Genomic DNA, 17,391 nt, shown 5'->3' with positions numbered 1-17,391 from the left:
CTATCTCAGCAGTTCGGCGACTTTCTCCACTTGAGCGAATGGCGGGAGTTCCGCAGAAATATTAGGCAATGTGACGATCGTTTTGTCTACAAATGAGTCAAGTGGACTATCGGCACGGTTGTGAACGATGTAGCGCTGATAGACTTGCAACTGTTCGAGCGATTTGATCAAGCGTTCGGTTTCGGCAAGGATGGTCGATCGATTTTGTACAACGGCGATAAACTCTGTATGTTCAGGATTTTGCAGTTTTTTGTGGGTTTGCACAACTCGTTGACGCAAGGTTCTCAAACGGCTCATGAGTTCCGTATGCCCAGCAACATCTTGATATTTCAGCCAGAGTTTGAAAATCCAAGCTAACCAGTTTGACAAAACGGAAGGCATTTCGAGGAAACGCAACAGATGGCCCGTCGGAGCGGTATCCAGAATAATCAGGTCTTGGGCTTGCGAGTCTAGGAGTTCCATCACCTCAATCAGAGAGAGCATTTCTTCGATTCCGGGGAGTGCTTGCGCCATGATTTTGCGCCAAGCTTCCGGCGTGTAGGCAATTTGCAGAGTTTCGTCTTGAGTTGTGCCGCTCATCATGTCGGCTAACTCCCACAGGTAGGTCGATCGAAAATCGTCGAGCATTTCACGCGCATTCATTTCCTGAGCGCTGAGGTTGGATAAGATTTCGGTGGATTGGTGTCCGAGTTCAGTACCGAAGGCATCGCCTAATGAATGTGCTGGATCAATCGAAATCACCCGAATCTTCTTATCAGGATGCTGTTGCGCCAGATTGAGCGCGATCGCGGCTGCAACAGTTGTTTTCCCGACTCCGCCTTTACCGCCGACTAAAATCAGCTTGCGACCTTCTAGGATGAAATCTGCGAATTTAGTCGAAGGTTCAACGAAGTGAGAAGTTGAAAGTGAACCTGAAAGACCAATTTGCGAGATCAAGAGATCGATCGCGCTTGCTCCGATCGGTTCTTCGAGCTGTTGTGGAATTGTGATAATAGATCCAGGTTCAAAGCTGTATTGAAATTTCTCAATCAGCATTTCGTTCTCAGAATTAATCTGATTGAGAAACAGTGCCCCGAATGGAATCTGTAGCGTTTCCAGAGATTTTAGAAAGCGTTCTGATTCACATAAACTCAACCATTCTGCGATCGCTACAATAAAGCAAGCAGCGCGCGATCGATCTTGCAACAATTGCCGTCCGTCTGTTAAGTCACGCTGCATCGATTCGAGAAAACGATCGACCTCATCGGGAGTGTAGCGTCCGGTAAAGGTTTTGCTGATGGTGCGATGTTTTTGCTGAAAGAGTTCCAATGCAGATAGAAACTCTTGGAGAAAATCCATGAGATTAAACAGCGCTAAAGTGTGACCGCTCGGAGCCATGTCTACCACAATGCGATCGACGATGCGATCGTTCAGAAGCCGCTGAATTTCGAGAATTCCCATCAGTTCATCGAGTCCCGACCAGCCCAGATCCCACACCGAAGACAAATCTCCTTTCTCCGCAAAGCTGCCCCGCTCGACTAACCGTTCGAGAATCTCACCATAGTTCGCCTTAAACTCCTTCAGCAGCAGTCCCGCATCTAATGCCCTGACGCTCAAATTGGGTAAATCCTCAACCGTTTGAGCCGTATTGCTCACTTCTATTTGCAGCACATCGCCCAATGAATGCGCTGGATCAGTTGAAAGGAGCAAAATTCGCTCCTTGGGAAACTGTTTTGCCCAGTGTCGTGCAAATCCACTGGAGAGCGTCGATTTTCCCACGCCTCCCTTACCGCTAAACATTGCTAAATGTAGAGAATTAAAGGAGTTTAGAGTTTTCATCGTTCAGAAGGGCGAGTTTGGGCACAATCACTCATAGTCTTCCCAAAACCCGACCAATCATGAGTGAGCTATTTAAAGGATTTGAGCAACTATTAGAACTTGCCAAACTGCTCGAAGAAAAAGCAGAAAAAGGTGAAATCAAAGCCAATGTGCAAGTGAATCGGGCAGCTTTTAGCAGCATTCCTCGCAATACAGGAATCGGCGTGAGCCGCCCTCAACCCGCTCAGCCTTCTGCTCCAGAGGTGGTGATTACGCCCCCACCTGCAAATCCTGTGTCGCTACAAAACATCGGGGGATTGGGTGATGTCTTGAAAGAGTTGCGGGAATTGGTCGAACTGCCGCTGAAGCGACCAGAAGTTTTAGAAAAGCTAGGGCTTGAGCCTCCCCGCGGAGTGCTGCTTACAGGTTCACCCGGAACCGGAAAAACCTTGACCGCCCGATCGCTCGCTGACGAATTGGGCGTGAACTACATTGCGATCGCCGCTCCCGAAGTCATGGGCAAATATTATGGGGAAGCAGAAGCCCGACTTCGCAGCATTTTCGAGAAAGCGGCAGCTTCGGCTCCCTGCATTGTGTTTATCGATGAGATTGACAGCCTTGCGCCCGATCGTGCCAAAGTCGAAGGCGAAGTCGAAAAGCGCGTTGTGGCTCAGTTGCTCACCTTAATGGATGGATTCGCGCAAACGAAAGGTGTGATTGTTCTCGCAGCAACGAATCGCCCGGATCATCTCGATCCAGCCCTACGGCGACCGGGACGCTTTGATCGCGAAATCCAATTCCGAGTTCCCGATCGCACCGGACGCTTAGAAATTCTCAAGATTCTGACGCGATCGATGCCGCTCAAATCGGTTGATCTGGAATCGATCGCCGATCTCACCGTCGGCATGGTCGGTGCAGATCTCAAAGCAGTTTGTCAAAAAGCAGCTTATACAGCCTTGCGGCGACAAGTGCCTTCATTAGAAGCGGTTCCAAACGAATTGTTGATCGAACAGACGGATTTTCTGCAAGCACTCAAAGAAATCAAACCCTCGGTACTGCGATCGGTTGAAGTTGAATCTCCTAACGTTTCTTGGGAGCAGATCGGCGGACTCGAAGACATCAAACGCACCTTACAAGAAGCCGTCGAAGGTGCAATGCTCTATCCTGAACTGTACCAGCGCACTGGAGCGAAAGCACCTCGCGGCATCTTACTGTGGGGACTGCCCGGAACAGGTAAAACTTTGTTAGCCAAAGCCGTTGCCTCTCAAGCCAGAGCAAACTTTATTGCGGTGAATGGTGCAGAGTTGATGAGTCGTTGGGTCGGAGCCGCAGAACAAGAAGTTCGCGATTTATTCAACAAAGCGCGTCAAGCTTCGCCCTGCGTCGTGTTCATTGATGAAATTGATACGTTAGCACCTGTGCGTGGTAAGTTTAGCGGCGATTCGGGGGTGAGCGATCGCGTCGTCGGTCAACTCCTGACTGAACTCGACGGATTACAAGACTGTGGCACAGTGCTATTAATCGGAGCAACGAATCGCCCCGATGAACTCGATCCAGCTTTACTTCGGGCAGGACGATTAGATTTACAGATTCAAGTGTCTCTACCGGATCAATCCAGTCGTTTGAAAATTCTCCGAGTGCATAATGCCGATCGACCTTTAGCCGATGTTGATCTAGACGCGATCGCCCATTCAACCGAAGGCTGGAACGGTGCAGACTTAGCACTTTTGAGCAATCAAGCAGCGCTGCAAGCCGTTCGACGCTATCGCGCTTTAGGCATGAGCAAACCGACTGACTTACAGATTACCGGAGAAGACTTCGCGATCGCTTATCAAGCCCTACTAAATCAGCGTCGTTAGCGAATTCTGTCTTCTGGTTTACCAAGCTATCTCGATCGGCAGAATCTTACGAAGATCGATCGGGCTATCGTCTAAACCAGAAGTGAATTCAGAGTAAAACCCTATGACAAACAATCCAGATTTATCCTCCCCAGAATCCGCGCAACCCGGAAGAGGCGCAGCAGGAAACGATCATTGGGCTGTTCAAACGGCACAGCCGACTAATGTGAATGCTCCGGACGAGCGCATTCCTTCTGGAGTCGATGTTGAAAGAAACATTCATGAGCTCGAAGCCGCAGTCGAGGAAGAATCTGACACAGATTTAAAGACAACCGATGGCTATGTAATCACTGAGTCTGGTCAGATCAACAATTTTGCAGTTGAACCCCCGATGTACTACGAAGATAACAACGGTAATCGCGTCGATTTACCAAGCTAGTTGCTTCGTTTGAAGTGCAGTAACCAGAAGTGCAATAACCAATCGGCGGTGAGAGGCAGAATGAATCCAAGCCTTCGCCGCTTTCGGTTGGTTACTTTTCTACAGGCTGCAGTGTTGTGGAGCTGATTTGGCATCAATGTTAATACTCTATGTTTATTCCTTAAAGCAACGACAATCAATTAATGTCCAGTGTTGCTGAATTTAGAGTCTGCTTAAAATTACTGACTGTCTTCATAGAAACACAAGCAATTTAATATTTTTTCTGAAGCATTGTTTCTCTCCAGACTGGGTGCGCCACGACGGCTACCGCTGTTCGGGTTTGTCATTCTCAACGTTAAAAATTCCCCTAATCTTCGTATGTATTCTCCTCAATCGTTTGATGGGCAAAAAGTTTTAGTAACTGGTGCAACGGGTTTCATAGGCTCTCATCTTTGCCAGCGCTTGCTTCACGGTGATGCCACTGTGTATGGTGTGTCTCGCTATAAGCAATTCTCTGAAGATGGTTCGATTCAATGGTTACAGGCAGATGTCAGAAACTTTGATGAAATGCAGCAGATTTTTACGAGCATTAAGCCCGATATTGTCTTTCACTTAGCGAGCTATGTTTCGGGTTCACGCAGTATCGATGCCGTAAGATCAACTCTCGAAAACAATCTACTCAGTACCGTGAATCTATTAACCCTAATGGCGGAAGCCGGCGGACGCAGAATCATTTTGGCAGGGTCGCTGGAAGAACCAGATGTAGGCGCTGCTCCGATTCCTTCATCACCGTATGCCGCAGCGAAATGGTCGAGTAGCGCTTATGCTCAAATGTTCCATCAGCTTTACCAAGTGCCGATCGTCAATGCGCGAATTTTCATGGTGTACGGCCCTGCTCAAAAAGACATCAAAAAGTTAATTCCCTACGTGACGCTTTCGATGCTGGAAGGAAAAGCACCCGAACTTAGCAGCGGTCAGCGACAAATCGACTGGATTTATGTCGAGGATCTCGTCGATGGCTTGATTGCAACCGCCCAAGCGCCCGGTGTCGAAGGCTGTACATTCGAGCTAGGGTCAAGCACCTTAACCCCAATTTCAACCCTTGTCGAGCAGATTAATCAATTAATTAATCCCAGCATTCGACCTCAATTTGGAGCATTACCCGATCGGCCGATGGAACAAGTCCGGGCAGCAAAGATTGCGCAATCAATATCAAAGCTAGGCTGGAAGCCAAAAACCTCTCTACAGCAAGGTTTGAGAAGAACTGTCGAATGGTATACCGCCCATCGGGATCTATACGTCCTCTAATCGTGTAATTCTGCCACAATGAGATCAGCACCTTGAAGATTTGTGAAAATTATGAGTTTCAGCCTACAGCAGATTGCCCAACACCTCGAAAGCACCTCCAGTCGCGATCGCATGATTGCTTTAGCGAACCTGCGAGAAGTCCCTGCAGAAGATGCCGTACCGCTGATCAAAAAGGTGCTGAACGACGAGAGTTTACAAATTCGATCGATGGCAGTCTTTGCGCTGGGAATTAAGCAAACCGACGAATGTTTTCCAATCTTGCTCAATATTCTTGAAACCGAGAAAGATTATGGCATTCGCGCAGATGCCGCAGGTGCTTTAGGCTATCTCGAAGATATTCGAGCCTTCGAGCCATTAGTGCGTGCCTTTTATGAAGATACAGATTGGCTAGTGCGTTTCAGTGCAGCAGTAGCGCTGGGAAACCTGAAAGACTCACGAGCGCGGGAAGTGCTATTGCAGGCATTAGACAATGAAGAAGTTGTCGTGCAGCAAGCCGCGATCTCGGCGCTAGGAGAAATTAAAGCCGTCGATACCGTCGATGCGATCCTGCGATTTGCCCAGTCTGAAGATTGGCTCGTGCGGCAGCGACTTGCAGAAGCATTGGGCAACCTGCCAAGCGAAAAAAGCTGTTCTGCTCTGCGCTATTTGGAGAAAGACAATAACTCTAACGTGGCAGAATCGGCGCGACTTGCCCTAAAGCGATTGAGCGAGCCTGAAGCAGTTTAACCGGATCAAGCAGGGGCTAGGGAGAAAAGATTGACAAGCTTCCCTCCAATTGTGTAAGTTGCATGACTTAGGGATGCCAGTCCGATCGAGTACATCTAATAACTGACCCTAACCCCATCTTCATCATGAAATTGTCGCTTTGGACACGCCTTTCGAGCTTTTCTAAACGAATTGCTCCTCGATCGCACTGGAAACGATTCGCGCTTTTTGGTTTGTCCCTCGCTGCAACCGTGACAATTGGGGCTTGTGTTGGAATGATTCCGACTCAAATGGCAACGATCGCGCCGCCAACCCTGATGGAGGTGATCGAAAAGCCGCTAACGCTGAAATCGAGCCTTAACGTTGCGATCGCTCCAATTTGTACGCAAGGGACGCAGATTGGCTATCAAGCTTCGACTTCGATTCCTCAAGATTTCAAGCCTGTCACGTTTAACGCTGAATCGAAGCAGTTCGCTGAAGCCTGGAAAGCCGATTTTGCAGAAGCACCCTTTCCGCAAATTAATGTGCGGGCGCGATTGGCAAAGGTGCCGATCATGATGTATCACGACATTGTGGCGCAGAAAGAAGTGTTCTTTGATGTGACGCCCGAAGAGTTTGAGGCGCACTTAAAGCTGATCCAGAAAAATAATCTCACTCCGATTAGCTTTGATCAGCTTGTTGAGCATCTGAAGACGGGAATCCCGCTGCCTGCAAAACCGATCGTGCTCACCTTTGATGATGGGTATTTAGGTCACTACAAGTTTGTCTATCCTTTGCTGAAGAAGTACGGCTATCCCGCAGCATTTGCGATCTATCCTGCCAAAATCGACAAGCCTAGAGGTCGTCCTGGCATGACCTGGGAGCAAATTAAGGAGATGTCGGCTGATCCTTTGGTAACGATCGCTTCGCATAGTGTGAATCATCCGCGTGATCTGCGCGAAATCAAGGAGGATGCCAAGTTAGCGTTTGAAATGACCGAATCGAAGCGGGCGCTAGAGGAAAAACTTAGCATTCCGATTAAGTATTTTGTCTATCCCGAAGGCAAGAACGATGAGCGGGTGCAGCAAGCGGCGATCGCGGCCGGCTATCAAGCAGCTTGGACAATGAGCGATGAGGCAAACCTTTTTGCCGCTGAATCCGAGAACCTATTTAACGTCTCGCGAATTGGACAATCTCAGGTCGAGAAAGTGATCGAGGCAGCAAACGGTGGCCCACCCGTGGCGTTGATTAAAGATGGACTGAACTTTAGTGCGCCTGTGGAGTTGATTAAAACTACGGTCAACAAAGTGCCCCTGATCATGGCGGCAGGTGGAAAGCCAACTACGATTCATGCAGACAGCCGTTACCAGGTTGGAGAAATCATGAAAGGCACTCCGGCGATCGCGGGTGTTGATGGTGGCTTCTTTTCATTAGAGGCGCTGAACTCGAATAAGATGATTGGCCCTGTGATGAGTTCTCAAGCTGGAACGTTCGTGCCCGCACCTCAAGGGACGCTGACAAAGCTGGAAGGACGACCGCTCGTTTTGATTAGTGATCGCACGATCAAATACGTTCCGTTTGACCCGCTGAAGCATAATACCCGCGAAGGCATTGCCTCTGAATTAGACGGGGTTCAAGATGCGTTTGTGGCTGGGGCATGGTTGGTGAAAGATGGGCAACCGCAATCTGCTGAAACTTTCCGGGGGCTGTTTGGCTTTGATGCAGAGCGCGATCGAGCGTTTTGGGGAATTGATCAAGCCGATCGTCCGTTAGTTGGAGTTTCGGGCGATTACGTCAACTCGGTCGCGCTGGGTGAAGCGCTGGCAAAAGCGGGACTCAAAGAAGCGGTGATGCTGGATTCTGGGGCGAGTGCATCTTTGGTGTACAAGGGTGAATCGATGATGAGTTATACGCCGCGTCCGGTGCCGCATATTGTGGCGCTGATGCCGCCTGTGCAGACCGATTCCTCATCTTGTAAGACTGCTGCAAATCCGTAAGTAAAGGTAGCGCGATTGTTTCGATCGTGCTGCATTCGTTTTTAACACGAGCGGAGATTCTGGTAGTGACGCGATTAATTGCGCCGCTACCAGAATCTCTTGAGAAACTCTAAACATTCTCCCCAGACTTCCGCGCAACTGTGGCAGAATAGACCGGATGAAGTTTTGGCGGGGTCGGCACAGAAGTTTATGACTAAATTTGTATTCGTTACGGGTGGCGTTGTTTCTAGCATTGGAAAGGGGATTGTAGCCGCGAGTCTCGGACGATTACTCAAGTCACGAGATTACTCCGTGTCGATCCTCAAGCTCGATCCTTATATCAACGTTGATCCGGGCACGATGAGCCCGTTTCAACATGGGGAAGTGTTCGTCACCGAAGATGGTGCAGAAACAGACCTCGACTTGGGACATTATGAGCGCTTTACTGATACATCCATGTCGCGGTTGAATAGCGTCACAACCGGATCGATCTATCAAGCGGTGATCAATAAAGAGCGACGGGGTGATTACAACGGTGGAACCGTTCAGGTCATCCCGCACATCACCAATGAAATCAAAGAGCGAATTCTGCGCGTTGCTCAAAATACAAATCCCGATGTAGTGATTACTGAAATTGGCGGAACAGTTGGTGATATTGAATCGCTGCCTTTTCTGGAAGCAATTCGTCAATTTCGTAAAGAAGTGGGACGGCGGAACGTGCTGTATATGCACGTCACGCTGATTCCCTGGATTCCAGCAGCAGGCGAAATGAAGACAAAGCCGACTCAACATTCGGTGAAAGAGTTACGATCAATCGGCATTCAACCCGATATTCTCGTTTGTCGCTGCGATCGTCCTTTGCCATTGGGAATGAAAGAAAAAATGTCGGAGTTCTGCGATGTTCCGGCAGAGTGCGTGATCACTTGCCAGGATGCCCGCAGTATCTATGAAGTCCCCTTACGCCTGGAAAAAGAAGGACTCGCAACGCAAGCGATCGATCTTCTACAACTCGAACAACGCACTCCAAATCTCAGCCAGTGGCAAACCTTGGTTGAACGTCTTTATCAACCTTCACAAGAGCTTGAAATCGCGATCGTTGGAAAATATGTTCGTCTATCCGATGCGTACTTATCTGTTGTAGAAGCGCTAAAACACGCGGCGATCGCAACCGGAAGCGCCTTAAACCTGCGCTGGATTAACTCAGAAGAAATCGAAGAAAAAGGAGCCGAACATTACCTTGCAAACGTCGATGGAATTGTTGTTCCGGGTGGATTTGGCATTCGCGGGGTCGATGGGAAAATTGCGGCGATCGAATATGCCCGCACTCATAACATTCCATTCCTCGGATTGTGCTTGGGAATGCAGTGTTCGGTAATCGAATGGGCGAGAAATGTTGCACACATGGACGATGCTCACAGTGCAGAATTTATTCCTGATGCCAAAAATGCAGTCATTAACTTACTGCCAGAGCAGCAAGATGTCGTAGATTTGGGTGGAACGATGCGACTCGGTTTATATCCTTGTCGCTTGACTCCAAACACACTAACGTTATCGCTTTATGGAAAAGAAGTGATCTACGAACGTCATCGCCATCGTTATGAATTTAACAACGCATACCGGAATCTCTTTTTAGAATCGGGATATGTGGTGAGTGGAACTTCTCCCGATGGTCGGCTGGTTGAAATCATCGAGCTTCCAGGGCATCCGTTCTTTATTGCGACCCAGTTTCACCCAGAGTTTCAGTCTCGTCCGAGTACGCCGCACCCCCTGTTCAGAGGATTCATGCAGGCAGCATTAAATCGAGAAATCGAAATTTCAAGAGGTAAAGTCCCCGTCGAAGCATAAGTTGAGTTTCGCTGGATGCCTGCTTTGATGAGAGTTTTGCGGTTGAATGGAAGTTGACTTCCATTCAACTTCTCTATGGAACGATCGCTCGATCGACTAAAAGAACTCGCCGCTCTTTTCTTCAAGCTGGGGGTAATCGGGTTTGGAGGCCCCAATGCTCACATTGCCATGATTGAAGCGGAAGTCGTGGGCAAACGCCAATGGCTGAGCCGCGATCGCTTCCTCGATTTGCTTGGAGCAACAAACCTGATTCCAGGACCTAACTCGACCGAGATGGCGATTCATATCGGCTACATTTATGCGGGTTGGCTGGGCTTGATTGTGGCGGGCGTAGCATTCATTTTCCCGGCGGTCTTGATCACCGCTGGATTTGCTTGGGTTTATGTTGCGCTGGGTGCGGTGCCGCAATTTGCATTCTTGCTGTATGGCATTAAACCTGTGGTTTTGGCGATCGTTGCCGATGCACTATGGCGATTGGGAAAAAAGGCAATCAAAACGCGCAAATTGTTTGTGATTGCGATCGCCATTGCTTTGCTGCTTTGGTTAGGCAACATCAGCGAAATCATTGCGCTTCTTATCGGCGGGGTGCTGGGAATGATTTGGCTGCGATCGCCCGATCGCCCTCAACAAACAAAAGAAGAAGCAAACATTTTAATCGCAAGCATTGTCACTAGCAGCACCTTGAAGGCAACGGCAGCAATGACCGTAACATCACCGATTTCGCTGTGGCAATTAGGTTTATCGTTTTTGAAAATCGGCAGCATTTTGTTTGGGGGTGGTTATGTGTTGCTGTCGTTTGTGCAGGGTGAGTTTGTGCAGGGATACGGCTGGTTAACGCAGCAGCAATTGTTAGATGCGATCGCGATCGGACAGTTTACTCCAGGCCCAATTCTTTCGACCGCAACGTTTATTGGTTACGTGATTGCAGGGCTTCCGGGGGCAATCATCGCAACTGTGGGAATTTTTCTCCCTTCTTTTATCTTTGTCGCTGCCTTAAACCCAATCATTCCGTATTTGCGCCGCTCAAAATGGGCATCTGCATTTTTGGATGCGGTGAATGCCAGTGCATTAGCGCTGATGACTGTTGTAACTATCCAGCTTGCGATCGCAACCTTCAGTAAATCAAGTGCGCCTTATGTTGATGGTTTAGCGGTTGCAATCGCGCTCCTGAGTGCAGTGTTGGCGCTTCGATTTAGAGTCAGTGCCGCTTGGCTGGTATTGGGAGGAGCTGCAATTGGATGGATTGCCTTCACCTTAGGCTATGTTCGATAACGGTTGTTCCGATTAGTATCGTGGGCATCTTATAGGCATTGTGACTACTCAGAGCTTTCCCGCAATGAAGCCCCAGCGATTCCTCAAAGGTAAGTCGTTTCCATTACAGATTGTCCTTGTCGTTCCCTTTGTGCTCCAAACTTTTGCAGCTGTGGGTCTCGTCGGATATTTGTCGTTTCGGAACGGTCAAAGCGCGGTTAACGAACTAGCAGAACAGCTGATCGATCGGACGACTGATGTTGTTGATCAACATCTAGACTCCTACCTCGCCGTTCCCCAAAAGCTCAATCAGGTAAATGCGGCAGCCATTCGTCGAGGAACGCTGGATGTAAGGAATCGCGAAGCAATGGGACGGTATTTCTGGGATCAAATGCAGGCGTATGACCTCAGTTATATTGGCGTTGGATTAACTGACGGTACGGGAGCGGGATCAGGTCGTTTTGATGGCACTGTGACCGTTGACGAATGGACTGCAAAATCACTCAACAATCTGACCAGCTACGCGACGGATCGCCAGGGCAACCGGACTGGAATTAAGAGCCGTTGGACTGCTGACAATTTCAGCGAATCTTGGTATACCAATCCAATGGCGGCGGGTAAACCGATTTGGGGAGGAACTTTTGCAATTAACCTGCCAACCGGTCCTTATATCGCTGCGGCTGCGGGTCGCCCAATCTATGATGTGCAAAATCGCTTACTCGGCGCTATCACAGCGGAAATCCATCTCTTGAAACTGAGTGACTTCCTACGCCAGTTAAACACGGGGCAGGTGTTTATTGTGGAGCGCGACGGCAACTTAATTGCGAACTCTAGTCCAGCAAAGCCCTTCACCCTCGTTAACGACAAAATTCAGCGCTTGCAAGCGATCGATAGCCCCGATCCGATTGTCCAAACCGTTGCCAAGCACATCCAAAGCACCCAAGGATTTCAGTCAATCGCTCAATCCTCTTTGCTTGAGCTTGAGATTCAGGGAGAACAGCATTTTGTCAATGTTGTGCCCTGGCGTGACGAGTACGGCTTAGACTGGCTGTTAGTCGTGAGCGTACCGGAGCAGACCTTTATGGCGCAGATCAACGCCAATACACGCACGACGATCGCGCTCTGTTTTGGTGCATTAGTGATTGCCTCGTTGATGGGAATCTTCACAACTCGTTGGATTGCTCGTCCGATTCTTCGCCTCAATCGAGCGAGTGAAGCGATCGCCGTTGGTCATCTTGACCAAACTGTGGAATCCAGCAATATTAACGAACTCAATGCTTTGTCTAACTCTTTCAACCACATGGCAGGACGGCTAAATGAGCTATTCACCGCACTAGAACACAGCAAGAACGAATTAGAAGATCGCGTCGAGGAACGCACCGCTAAGCTGAAGGATGCGTTGGCAGAATTGCAGCGAACTCAAGCTCAAATGGTGCAAAGCGAGAAAATGTCGAGCTTGGGGCAATTAGTTGCTGGAGTTGCACATGAGATTAACAACCCTGTCAACTTCATTCACGGCAATCTTAAGCATATTGCGGAATACGCTCAGGATTTATTAGCGTTTGTGCAGTTGTACCAACACTATTATCCCAATCCGGTCACTGAAATTCAAACCCTGTCTGAAGACATTGATCTAGAGTTCTTGCAGCAAGACCTGCCGAAAACCTTGTCTTCGATGCAGCTTGGAACCGAGCGCATTCGCCAGATTGTGCTGTCTTTGCGGACTTTCTCGCGCATGGATGAAGCCGAGTACAAAGAGGTCGATATCCACGAAGGCATCGACAGTACACTGCTGATTTTACAGCACCGCCTTAAAGCGACCTCTCGTCGATCTGAGATTAAGGTAATCAAAGACTACGCAACCTTACCGCACGTCGAATGTTATGCGGGACAAATCAACCAAGTGTTTATGAATATCCTGGTGAATGCGATCGACGCAATCGAAGACAACATTGCAAAACAAGCGATCGACAACAATCTTGGTCAAATTACAATTCGCACTTCGGTTGTTGATATGGCATGGGTTGAGGTGGTGATCGTCGATAATGGATGTGGTATTCCTCCAGCCGTTCAGCAACGGATTTTTGATCCATTCTTCACCACGAAATCTTTAGGTAAAGGAACCGGAATGGGAATGGCAATCAGTTATCAAATCGTGACCGAACAACATCACGGCAAGCTGGAGTGCTTTTCCACCGCTGGAGAAACAGAGTTTATCGTCCGGATTCCACTACAGCAGCAATCGCATCCAGAAAATCAGCAGGCACGAAGACTTGTCGGATTGCACTGAGGTCAGGATTGCAAGTGCAATCCTACAGACAAATCACGGATGATCCACGACCTCCAATGTTCAACTCTAATGATTTAAGCTAGGATAGGCAACTGGATCATGAACTCAATTCCCTGACCTAGCTCGAACTGAACCTCTAAACGACCGCCATGGTTTTCTTCTACAATTTGACGGGCGATCGTTAGTCCGAGTCCCATTCCTTTACCTACCACTGGTTCGTGCTAATCCCTCTAATCCGCTCTGTTGCACCTTTCATTGATTGTAGTAATTGGGCACGAGTGATAGCAGTACCTATGAGATGCTATCACTGCAAATTCAACTGATAACTCAATCAATCGTTATTGAGGCTTTGAACTGGGCTTCGGAGTTGGAGCCTTCAGCGCTTTGGGCGAGGGTGGTACCGACGGGACTGGAACAACGCTGGGTTTTGGGCTGGGCGCGATGATCGCAGGAGGAGCTGCTTTTTCTCCTAAAATTCCTGGATTGCCTGTATCAAAAACTCCTGCCACACAAGCGATCATCATCGTGGCTAGAGTTCCAACAAATAAAGCTTTCCATCCCAACTCAGAGATATCTTTGCGGCGTGAGGGAATCAGCGCGATCGTTCCTCCCACAAAGATGCCAACCGAAGCTAAATGAGCAAAGCCCGAAAGTGCATAGCTAATGATTAAAACGGCGCGATCGCTAATCGGATTTTCCGGTCGGGCTGCTGCCGCTGCTAAAGCTTGATACGGAGGAATTGCTGTTTCGAGCAAGCGCCGTCCGATGATTACAGAAGATTCCCAAAGCTCATTCCAGTCTAGTGAAACCCCAGTCAGAAACGTAAACGGCAAAAATAAAACACCTGTAATATTCGCCAAAGTGACGACTTTGAAGATATCTCCGATCGGCGCTGGAAGCGTTGCCAATCCACCAAAGATTTGATTGATTAGTGAAACCAAGCCCAGAATCAGGATTAGAACGGCCGCGATCGACACTGCCATTTTCACGCCGTCGAGCGCCCCTAGAATTGCTGTATCCAGGGGGCTGACTCGCTCTTCCTTAGCTTGAACGATTCCGCCATCTTCAGCGAGATATTCTTCCTCTTTGGGAATGCCACCCATTGTTAACGGCTTTTCGGTCTCAGGAACAAGGATCTTGGACAGAACAAAACAAGCCGGGATTGCAATGATCGACGCAGAAACTAAGTGACCCAGAATATTCGGAAACACTGGACGTAGAAAGCTGACATAGATCGCTAAAGTCGATGAAGCGGCGGTGCCAAAGCAGCAGGACAAAATCGCGCAGAGTTCGCTGCGAGTCATTTTCGGCAAATAGGGTTTGACGACGATCGCCGCCTCAATCCCAACAAAAATATTCGCCGCCCCGCTTAATGCTTCTGCTCCGCTCAATCGCATCACCGCATAAAACGCTTTGGCAAATACGTTGGTGATCACCTGAATCACACCGAGATTTTGCAATAGCGCCATCAACCCGGAGAAAAAGATCACCGTTGGCAGAGCACGAAACGCAAAAATGTATCCTAAATTCACGTCGCTCGGTTGTCCGAGCACAGGAACGATATTTCGCCCGAACACAAAACGCGCTCCAGCGTCCGCCGCTAGAAACACTCCATCGAGCAAATTACTAAAAATCTGAAGTGCTTCACGAGTTCCTGGCACCACAAAAACCATCGCACCAAGAACCAGTTGCAGCAGAATCCCAGACAGCACCACTCGCCAAGGAAACAGCTTAGGAGTGCGATCCTCAGAGAACAGCCACGCGATCGCACACAAGCCAAAGATGCCAGCCAACGAAACAAGATTGAGTACGCTCATGGGTAGAATCGGGCGAGAACGCTAGAGAAGTCATCGTTCATAGCACGATACATAAGATTCCCGATTTCGGCGCAATAATCTTTCAGGCTTAAGGCTAAATGATCCTGAAACCCAAATTCCAAGCCATAATGATTGCAGCGTTAACTGACCCTGCATAAATGATGGACGCTTTTGAGCCGACTCCGCCAACTTGGACACAGACGGCGGTTCATTCTTTCTCGTTTGCTTGTCCGACCTGTCATAAGCCTGCGATCGAAGCCGATCGCGTTTGGATTAATCGCCGATCGCCTGTCTTTACCGAGGACTACCGCAAAAAATGGCAGGAGTTCTATCACTGTCAATGTGGTCAGGCGTGGTGGGCTTGGAGCAGTGAGCGACCTCCAAGCGAATTCGGAAACCGCGAAGACGATCTCCGCCGCCGATCAGATTCGTTCAACCCTTTTGACGACTTTTAGGCATTAATTCTCTAAGTTCGCGCAGTAGAGGCAATGTAGGCATAGTCCTTGATCCAGGCTGTGTGAGAATTCCGTGTCGTGGACTAAGTAAAAATGCTAGAAAAAATAAGCCCGATGCCACCATGACGATCGCCGCGCCAGAGGGCAGATTGTAGAAGTAGCTGAGGTACATTCCGCTAATGCTGGAAACAATTCCGATCGCGGCTCCCAAAATCATCACATGATGCAATCGTTTGACCAGTAGATAAGCCGTTGAGCCGGGTGTAATTAGCAGCGATAACACGAGAATCACACCGACGGCTTTCATGCTAGCGACGATCGTTAAAGCAATCAGCACCATTAAGCCTAAATTGAGTAGATTCGTCGGTAGCCCTGCCGCTTGTGCGCCTAGTGAATCAAAGGTATAGAAGAGAAGCTCTTTATAAAAAAGAAAGACGATCGCTAAAATAATCCCAGCAATAATTGCAGTATCTCGAACATCACTAGCGGTAACGCCTAAGATGTTACCGAATAGAAAATGATTCAAATCAATTTTGTTATCTTTTTGAATCACAGTAATTAATGTAATTCCCAACGCAAAGAACGCACTAAAGACAATGCCCATTGCGGCATCTTCTTTAATCGGCGATCGCGTTCGTATCCAGGCAATAATTAAGGTACTAAGAACGCCTGCAATGAAAGCGCCCACAAAGATATTGAATCCGAATAGAAACGCAGTCGCGAGTCCTGGCAGTACAGAATGGCTAATCGCATCACCTAACAGTGCCAATCGCTGCACAATCAGGTAGCTTCCAACGATCGCGCAAATTAATCCGACCAAAATCGCAATGATTAGCGATCGCTGCATGAATCCATATTGCAAAGGCTCAATCAAAGCATCCATAGTTATGCAGCATCCGAGAAGAAGACAACTTTACCGCCATAAGCCTGTTGTAGATTCTCTTGCGTCAAGACTTGCTGACGAGATCCACTGGCAACCAGCGACTTATTCAACAAAATCAAATCATCAAAGTGCCTAATCGATTCACCCAGGTCATGATTCACCACCAAGATTAATTTATTCTCGCGGGTCAATTCCTTGAACACATCGAACATAATCGACTGGGTTTTTTGATCAATTCCGACAAAGGGTTCATCGAAACAAAACACTTCTGCTTGTTGCGCTAATGCTCTTGCGAGGAATACCCGTTGCTGTTGACCACCGGACAGATCAGAAATCGCTCGATCGCGAAATTCGATCATTCCAACTCGTTCGAGTGCCTGAGTTGCCAATCGCCGACTAATCGAAGAATAGCGCTGAAACCATCCAGTTTTTCTGGTGCGTCCCATCATTACGACATCCCAGACGGTTACAGGATATGTCCAATCAATTTGCGATCGCTGCGGCACATACGCGACTTGATCCAACTGATTGACGAGCGGTTTTCCTTGATAAAGAACTTGACCGCTGATGCTTGGAATTAGACCCAACATGGCTTTGATCAAGGTACTTTTTCCAGCTCCATTCGGACCAAAAATTCCAATTAAGCGCCCCGGCTTGACGGAGAAGCTAATTTGGCTCAGAGCTTCGATCGCACGATATCGAACGCTGAGATCTTCGACTACCAGATTCGATGTCGCTTGGTGGGGATGGGCTTGAGAATGAACGGTAAATCTAGGAGTGGCATCGTCGAAAAAGGGAGTCGATTGCATAACGGGTTCTCCGAAAATGA

At 48.5% G+C, this 17,391-nt stretch carries 14 protein-coding genes; 9 read left to right on the top strand and 5 right to left on the bottom strand.

Annotation, left to right across the window (positions count from 1 at the left end):
* Positions 1-1,818, bottom strand: a complete 1,818-nt coding sequence (locus NC980_RS16255) for an ArsA family ATPase (RefSeq protein WP_199298584.1) — start codon at positions 1,816-1,818, stop codon at positions 1-3.
* A 59-nt stretch (positions 1,819-1,877) separates the two neighbouring features.
* On the opposite strand from NC980_RS16255, the gene NC980_RS16250 reads away from it, so the two are divergent.
* The 8 genes from NC980_RS16250 (at position 1,878) to NC980_RS16215 (ending at position 13,407) form a co-directional block, all read left to right on the top strand.
* Positions 1,878-3,656, top strand: a complete 1,779-nt coding sequence (locus tag NC980_RS16250; RefSeq protein WP_190377465.1) for an AAA family ATPase — start codon at positions 1,878-1,880, stop codon at positions 3,654-3,656.
* A gap of 103 nt (positions 3,657-3,759) precedes the next feature.
* The gene (locus NC980_RS16245; protein WP_190377464.1) at positions 3,760-4,074 is read left to right on the top strand and encodes a hypothetical protein; all 315 of its coding nucleotides are present in this window, start codon (positions 3,760-3,762) and stop codon (positions 4,072-4,074) included.
* 357 nt (positions 4,075-4,431) lie between these two features.
* On the top strand, positions 4,432-5,361 hold the full coding sequence (locus NC980_RS16240) for an NAD-dependent epimerase/dehydratase family protein (protein WP_190377463.1): 930 nt from the start codon (positions 4,432-4,434) through the stop codon (positions 5,359-5,361).
* Positions 5,362-5,409: 48 nt separating this feature from the next.
* The gene (locus tag NC980_RS16235) at positions 5,410-6,087 is read left to right on the top strand and encodes a HEAT repeat domain-containing protein (RefSeq protein WP_190377558.1); all 678 of its coding nucleotides are present in this window, start codon (positions 5,410-5,412) and stop codon (positions 6,085-6,087) included.
* Between the two features lie 125 nt (positions 6,088-6,212).
* Entirely contained in the window at positions 6,213-8,042 is a 1,830-nt protein-coding gene (locus tag NC980_RS16230) for a polysaccharide deacetylase family protein (protein ID WP_190377462.1), read from the top strand.
* Positions 8,043-8,231: 189 nt separating this feature from the next.
* The gene (locus NC980_RS16225; protein ID WP_190377461.1) at positions 8,232-9,866 is read left to right on the top strand and encodes a CTP synthase; all 1,635 of its coding nucleotides are present in this window, start codon (positions 8,232-8,234) and stop codon (positions 9,864-9,866) included.
* Positions 9,867-9,941: 75 nt separating this feature from the next.
* Complete coding sequence (chrA, locus tag NC980_RS16220; RefSeq protein ID WP_190377460.1) at positions 9,942-11,138, top strand: chromate efflux transporter; 1,197 nt, start codon at positions 9,942-9,944, stop codon at positions 11,136-11,138.
* Positions 11,139-11,202: 64 nt separating this feature from the next.
* On the top strand, positions 11,203-13,407 hold the full coding sequence (locus NC980_RS16215; protein ID WP_190377557.1) for an ATP-binding protein: 2,205 nt from the start codon (positions 11,203-11,205) through the stop codon (positions 13,405-13,407).
* Positions 13,408-13,481: 74 nt separating this feature from the next.
* Here NC980_RS16215 and NC980_RS16210 read toward each other — a convergent pair whose 3' ends face one another.
* Both NC980_RS16210 and NC980_RS16205 read right to left on the bottom strand, forming a co-directional pair.
* Complete coding sequence (locus NC980_RS16210) at positions 13,482-13,604, bottom strand: ATP-binding protein (RefSeq protein WP_277881426.1); 123 nt, start codon at positions 13,602-13,604, stop codon at positions 13,482-13,484.
* Between the two features lie 141 nt (positions 13,605-13,745).
* Positions 13,746-15,224 carry a nucleoside transporter C-terminal domain-containing protein gene (locus tag NC980_RS16205; protein WP_190377459.1) on the bottom strand — a complete coding sequence of 493 codons (1,479 nt, stop codon included), beginning with the start codon at positions 15,222-15,224 and terminating at the stop codon, positions 13,746-13,748.
* 161 nt (positions 15,225-15,385) lie between these two features.
* Between NC980_RS16205 and NC980_RS16200 the strand changes: the two genes are divergently transcribed.
* A complete protein-coding gene (locus NC980_RS16200; RefSeq protein ID WP_190377556.1) occupies positions 15,386-15,679 on the top strand; it encodes a hypothetical protein in 294 nt (97 codons plus the stop codon).
* On the opposite strand, the gene NC980_RS16195 is transcribed toward NC980_RS16200, so the two are convergent.
* Together NC980_RS16195 and NC980_RS16190 are read right to left on the bottom strand one after the other, a co-directional pair.
* Positions 15,657-16,562, bottom strand: a complete 906-nt coding sequence (locus NC980_RS16195; protein WP_190377458.1) for a metal ABC transporter permease — start codon at positions 16,560-16,562, stop codon at positions 15,657-15,659. The two genes, NC980_RS16200 and NC980_RS16195, sit on opposite strands and share 23 nt — an antisense overlap.
* Positions 16,563-16,564: 2 nt before the next feature.
* A complete protein-coding gene (locus NC980_RS16190) occupies positions 16,565-17,371 on the bottom strand; it encodes a metal ABC transporter ATP-binding protein (RefSeq protein ID WP_190377457.1) in 807 nt (268 codons plus the stop codon).
* Positions 17,372-17,391: the final 20 nt, after the last annotated feature.

The sequence above is a fragment of the Leptolyngbya sp. AS-A5 genome, from assembly GCF_039962495.1.
Taxonomy (GTDB): domain Bacteria; phylum Cyanobacteriota; class Cyanobacteriia; order Leptolyngbyales; family Leptolyngbyaceae; genus Leptolyngbya.
The sequence above is the reverse complement of the archived record's forward strand: the minus strand, read 5'-3'. Positions and strand labels throughout refer to the sequence as shown.

What these genes read in the sequence shown, in the direction of transcription:
- NC980_RS16255 (WP_199298584.1), bottom strand. Translation starts at nt 1,818, where the DNA reads ATGAAAACTCTAAACTCCTTTAATTCTCTACATTTAGCAATGTTTAGC.
- NC980_RS16250 (WP_190377465.1), top strand. Translation starts at nt 1,878, where the DNA reads ATGAGTGAGCTATTTAAAGGATTTGAGCAACTATTAGAACTTGCCAAA.
- NC980_RS16245 (WP_190377464.1), top strand. Translation starts at nt 3,760, where the DNA reads ATGACAAACAATCCAGATTTATCCTCCCCAGAATCCGCGCAACCCGGA.
- NC980_RS16240 (WP_190377463.1), top strand. Translation starts at nt 4,432, where the DNA reads ATGTATTCTCCTCAATCGTTTGATGGGCAAAAAGTTTTAGTAACTGGT.
- NC980_RS16230 (WP_190377462.1), top strand. Translation starts at nt 6,213, where the DNA reads ATGAAATTGTCGCTTTGGACACGCCTTTCGAGCTTTTCTAAACGAATT.
- NC980_RS16225 (WP_190377461.1), top strand. Translation starts at nt 8,232, where the DNA reads ATGACTAAATTTGTATTCGTTACGGGTGGCGTTGTTTCTAGCATTGGA.
- chrA (WP_190377460.1), top strand. Translation starts at nt 9,942, where the DNA reads ATGGAACGATCGCTCGATCGACTAAAAGAACTCGCCGCTCTTTTCTTC.
- NC980_RS16215 (WP_190377557.1), top strand. Translation starts at nt 11,203, where the DNA reads ATGAAGCCCCAGCGATTCCTCAAAGGTAAGTCGTTTCCATTACAGATT.
- NC980_RS16210 (WP_277881426.1), bottom strand. Translation starts at nt 13,604, where the DNA reads ATGGGACTCGGACTAACGATCGCCCGTCAAATTGTAGAAGAAAACCAT.
- NC980_RS16205 (WP_190377459.1), bottom strand. Translation starts at nt 15,224, where the DNA reads ATGAGCGTACTCAATCTTGTTTCGTTGGCTGGCATCTTTGGCTTGTGT.
- NC980_RS16200 (WP_190377556.1), top strand. Translation starts at nt 15,386, where the DNA reads ATGGACGCTTTTGAGCCGACTCCGCCAACTTGGACACAGACGGCGGTT.
- NC980_RS16195 (WP_190377458.1), bottom strand. Translation starts at nt 16,562, where the DNA reads ATGGATGCTTTGATTGAGCCTTTGCAATATGGATTCATGCAGCGATCG.
- NC980_RS16190 (WP_190377457.1), bottom strand. Translation starts at nt 17,371, where the DNA reads ATGCAATCGACTCCCTTTTTCGACGATGCCACTCCTAGATTTACCGTT.